2 rRNA genes (1 of these 2 cut by a window edge) are annotated in these 2,500 nt (G+C 47.2%); both read left to right on the plus strand.

From position 1 onward, the window contains the following. Positions 1–1,581: ribosomal RNA gene (locus ACK8P5_RS00055) — 23S ribosomal RNA — on the plus strand (it extends 1,345 nt beyond the left edge of the window). Positions 1,582–1,705: 124 nt separating this feature from the next. Next, positions 1,706–1,822, plus strand: a 5S ribosomal RNA gene (gene rrf / locus ACK8P5_RS00060). Positions 1,823–2,500 lie beyond the last annotated feature (678 nt).

The raw sequence follows: 2,500 nt of genomic DNA on the forward strand, positions 1-2,500 counted from the left end.
AGCCCAAGGTTTCCTGAGGAAGGTTCGTCCGCTCAGGGTAAGTCGGGACCTAAGGTGAGGCCGAAAGGCGTAATCGAAGGACAACAGGTTGAAATTCCTGTACCACCGTAAACCGTTATGAACGATGGGGTGACGCAGGAGGGTAGTGACGCGGACTGATGGATGTCCGTCCAAGCAGTGAGGCTGATGTGTAGGCAAATCCGCACATCGTTAAGGCTGGGCTGTGATGGGGAGTGAAAATTATAGTAGCGAAGGTCATGATCTCACACTGCCAAGAAAAGCCTCTAGTCAGGTGAAGGTGCCCGTACCGCAAACCGACACAGGTAGGCGAGAAGAGAATTCTAAGGCGCGCGGAAGAACTCTCGTTAAGGAACTCGGCAAAATGACCCCGTAACTTCGGGAGAAGGGGTGCCCCGGTAGTGTGAATAGCACGAGGGGGCCGCAGTGAAAAGGCCCAAGCGACTGTTTAACAAAAACACAGGTCTGTGCGAAGCCGTAAGGCGAAGTATACGGGCTGACGCCTGCCCGGTGCTGGAAGGTTAAGGGGAGTGGTTAGGAGCAATCCGAAGCTATGAACCGAAGCCCCAGTAAACGGCGGCCGTAACTATAACGGTCCTAAGGTAGCGAAATTCCTTGTCAGGTAAATTCTGACCCGCACGAATGGCGTAACGATTTGGGCGCTGTCTCAACGAGAGATCCGGTGAAATTTTAATACCTGTGAAGATGCAGGTTACCCGCGACAAGACGGAAAGACCCCATGGAGCTTTACTGCAGCTTGATATTGGATTTGGGTACGATCTGTACAGGATAGGTGGGAGCCTAAGAAACAGGAGCGCAAGCTTCTGTGGAGGCGCCGTTGGGATACCACCCTGATCGTATCTAGGTTCTAACCTAGTACCGTGAACCGGTGCGGGGACAGTGTCTGGTGGGCAGTTTGACTGGGGCGGTCGCCTCCTAAAGAGTAACGGAGGCGCCCCAAGGTTCCCTCAGAATGGTTGGAAATCATTCGAAGAGTGCAAAGGCATAAGGGAGCTTGACTGCGAGACCTACAAGTCGAGCAGGGACGAAAGTCGGGCTTAGTGATCCGGTGGTACCGCATGGAAGGGCCATCGCTCAACGGATAAAAGCTACCCTGGGGATAACAGGCTTATCTCCCCCAAGAGTCCACATCGACGGGGAGGTTTGGCACCTCGATGTCGGCTCATCGCATCCTGGGGCTGAAGTAGGTCCCAAGGGTTGGGCTGTTCGCCCATTAAAGCGGTACGCGAGCTGGGTTCAGAACGTCGTGAGACAGTTCGGTCCCTATCTGTCGTGGGCGTAGGAAATTTGAGAGGAGCTGTCCTTAGTACGAGAGGACCGGGATGGACATACCGCTGGTGCACCAGTTGTTCCGCCAGGAGCATGGCTGGGTAGCTACGTATGGACGGGATAAGCGCTGAAAGCATCTAAGCGTGAAGCCCCCTCAAGATGAGATTTCCCAGTATGTAAGACCCCTTGAAGACGACGAGGTAGATAGGTTGGAGGTGGAAGTGCAGCAATGCATGGAGCTGACCAATACTAATCGGTCGAGGGCTTATCCTACAAGCTTCACAGCGTGAAGCTCGCATCGAAAGCATCTGCTTTGGTCCGGTGTGAGTTACGGTGAAGCACTAATCGCAAATTCAAGTTTCGTATCTAGTTTTCAAGTGATCAAACGCTTGAACCGTTTGGTGGCGATAGCGGAAGGGTTCCACGCGTACCCATCCCGAACACGACCGTTAAGCCTTCCAGCGCCGATGGTACTTGGACCGAAGGGTCCCGGGAGAGTAGGACGTCGCCAAGCGAACAACCGGAGAAACCACTATCGAGCAATCGATAGTGGTTTTTTTGTGTTTTAACTAAATATCGAATCAAGAGTTATAATTGAGGGTTTTTCAACAGTACTTTTGCTATTAAACTTAAAGAAACTAAACCTCAACTTTGGGAATTTACTTAGATCAAGCTAATAGTGTGTTTGATAATAATAAGGAAATACAGTTATATTACTGGATTATCATTAACATAATTGAATGCTCTGATGTATATACCATGCACTACAGATCTTTATGATAAAATCAGTCAATTCTAAGGGGGATCATAGCCCCTTTTTGATTAAAGTTTAAGCATTCATAACTTTTATTACATATTCTAATTCTCTATATTTAATCTTCTTTTGATTCCAGTGAATATCCGAGTATTAAAATAACTACTGAGAGGAAGGTGAGAGTCTCGAATGATTTTATAAAATATTTTTAATGATATTGGGATGATCTCTGCTCTTATTAACAAGCTGCTTGCTATGGCAGTTAAGTAATGAACATTATTATGTATTAGAATAAAGAGTCTAGAATAAGTTTGAAGTTGTAAAGCAGTCAATCCAAAATGGCCTATTAAGGTAGCTTGTTATAGCAAATTAAATTTTAGTAAATGAACAATGATATGCTATTAGCTAAAGTAATGTATCTCTACTATATAAGACAAT

It is taken from the genome of Paenibacillus sp. EC2-1 (assembly GCF_049311625.1).
GTDB lineage: Bacteria > Bacillota > Bacilli > Paenibacillales > Paenibacillaceae > Paenibacillus_AQ.